The organism is Pseudoxanthobacter sp. (assembly GCF_036822375.1).
Classification (GTDB): Bacteria; Pseudomonadota; Alphaproteobacteria; order Rhizobiales; family Segnochrobactraceae; genus Pseudoxanthobacter.
Genome location: NZ_DAISHT010000194.1, coordinates 1 through 2,489, shown reverse-complemented (window position 1 = coordinate 2,489; position 2,489 = coordinate 1). Strand labels below are relative to the sequence as shown.

Here is a 2,489-nt window from a genome sequence, read left to right as displayed (position 1 = left end):
GTTCAGCCGCGCGGCGCGGCCGCCCGGCGCAGGCGGTCGGCAATGGCCTCGCCAAGCCCGGTGGCCGGCAGCGGCTGCACGGCAATGGTGGCGGCGCCGCTGGCATCGAGCCGGCGCAGAGCGGCGAACAGATGGCGCGCCGCCTCGGCAAGATCGCCGGAGGGGCTGAGATTCTCACTGGCGACCGCCTCCGCGGCACCATCCGGCGGCACCGGACCGAAGGCCAGCAGCGCCTCGCCGGGCAGCACGCGGACCGCACCGAGGCGGACTTTTGCGCGTGGCGCATAGTGGGATGAAAGCTGACCCGGAGCCTGCGGGCGCGCCGGATCGGCGGCCGGCCGCAGCAGCGGTGCACCAAGCACGGCCTCGATATCGTCCGCCGGCAGGCCGCCGGGGCGCAGCAGCACCGCATCCGGGCCGGTGAGGCTGACGATGGTCGATTCCACGCCGACCGGGCAGGGGCCGCCGTCCACCACCACCGCCACACGGTCGCCGAGATCGGCCACCACGTCGGCAGCCGATGTCGGGCTGACGCGGCCGGAGCGGTTGGCGCTGGGGGCGGCGACCGGCCGGCCCAACGCCTCTGTCAGCCGGCGCACGGCGGGTGAGCGCGGCACGCGGATCGCCACGCTGGACAGTCCGGCGGTCACCGCCGGGGCAATGGCCGCGCCGGGCGCGAGCGGCACCACCAGCGTCAGCGGACCGGGCCAGAACGCCTCGGCCAGCAGCCGGGCGCGGGCATCGAACACGCCATGGCGGCTGGCGGCCGTCGCCGACCCCTCATGCACGATCAGCGGGTTGAACGATGGCCGCCCCTTGGCGGCATAGATGGCGGCGACGGCCGCCGGGCTGGTGGCATCGGCGGCAAGGCCATAGACGGTCTCGGTCGGCACCGCGACGAGATCGCCGGCGCGCAGCGCCGCCACCACCGCATCGCACGCGGCCGGGTCTTCGGCGAGCGCTTCTGCCGGCACGATCAGCGGTCGGGCTGCGGTCATGGCTGCGGTCATGGCTGCAGCCCCAGCGCGGCGCGGGTTTCCGCAGCCACGCGCACCTCGCCCACAACGATGTCGCGCCGGTTGGTCAGCGGCCGGCGGCTCCAGCGCTGCAGGAAGGTGCGCTCCGCCTCGTCGCGCGCGGCATAGCGCTCCAGCACGGCCGCCATGATCGCTTCGGAAGCGCGGGTGCCGCCATCGTCGATCTTCAGGGCCACGCCGAACCCGGCTTCCGGCAGAATGGCGCAGAACACGCCCTCCGCACCGGTTTTCACATAGGCGCGCTCGCCGAACCGTTCGCCGATGGCGGTGCAGAACCGCCCGGTGCCGGCGACCATGAAGGGCGCTGCCGCCGCCGCCTTGCGCAGCCGGGCTGCTGCGGCGGCGCGGGCCGGCGCAAGGCCGATGCCGGTGCCGAGCCGTGCAAAGGCGGTGGCAAGGCGCGTCAGCGGAATGGCATAGGTGGGGATGGAGCAGCCGTCGATACCGCGCACCGAGGCATCGAGCGGGGTTTGCGTCATCTGCGACAGCGCGGCGGTGACGATCTCCTGCAGCGGATGGGCCGCATGGACATAGCCGGCATGGGGCAGGCCGAGATGGCAGGCAACGCACAGGAAGCCGGCATGCTTGCCGGAGCAGTTGTTGTGCAGCGCCGTGGGTTTCTCCCCGGCGCGGTTGAGGGCGGCGACATCGCTGCCCCGCTCCGGCCACTGGCAGCCGCACTCCAGCGCCCCGGCATCGAGCCCGGCCCGGCGCAGCATGGCCAGAGCGGTTGCCACATGGGCTGGCTCGCCGTTGTGGGAGGCACCGGCAAGCGCGAGTTCCTCAACGCTCAGGCCGAGCGCATCCGCCGCGCCGCTTTCCACCAGCGGCAGGGCCTGAATGATCTTCGCCGACGAGCGCGGAAAAACCGGCCGCTCCGCATCGCCGAACGCCGCCGCAAGCCGGCCATGGCTGTCGGAGACGGCAAGAATGCCGGTGTGCCGGCTTTCCACCAGCGGACCGCGGGTGACTTCGACGACAAGCGGCAGAGGAGAGAGGGCAGAGGCCATGGCGGGCGCATCCCGGTGTTGCGGGAAGCCGGACGGCGCCCCGCCGGTTGGATAGCCCCGCGGCCGGGCAAGGGCAAGCCGGCGGGCGGGCGGCAGGCCGGCAAGGGGCCATGCGGGCAGGACAGGCCGGCCAAGGAGCAGGCCGGCAAGGGGCAGGCCGGCCAAGGGGCAGGCGGCCGGGTAAGGCAGGCGGCTGCCGGAACGCGCCGGGCTCGCCGCGCCGCGCAGGCGGGCGGAAAGCGTCCCCGGCTGCGGCACCCCGCGCGGTCCGCACGCGGGCGCGGGGCCGGGGGAGGGTGGCGGTCTTCAGGCGGGCGCCGGCAGCTGCGGCCGGTGCCTTGTGTGCCCGGCGCAGGCGGGTCGGTACAGGCAAGTCCGCACTGGCAAGGTCTGCAACAGACGGGTCAGCGCAGGCCGGGCGGAATGGTGCGGATGAGGCTGC

Annotated in this window: 2 protein-coding genes; both read right to left on the bottom strand. The window is 74.2% G+C overall.

The annotated features are described in order from the left end of the window. Positions 1-2: 2 nt before the first annotated feature. Positions 3-998, bottom strand: a complete 996-nt coding sequence (locus V7067_RS14380) for an L-threonylcarbamoyladenylate synthase (protein WP_334176593.1) — start codon at positions 996-998, stop codon at positions 3-5. Between the two features lie 8 nt (positions 999-1,006). After that, the gene (locus tag V7067_RS14375; RefSeq protein ID WP_334176592.1) at positions 1,007-2,047 is read right to left on the bottom strand and encodes an asparaginase; all 1,041 of its coding nucleotides are present in this window, start codon (positions 2,045-2,047) and stop codon (positions 1,007-1,009) included. Between the last annotated feature and the right edge of the window lie 442 nt (positions 2,048-2,489).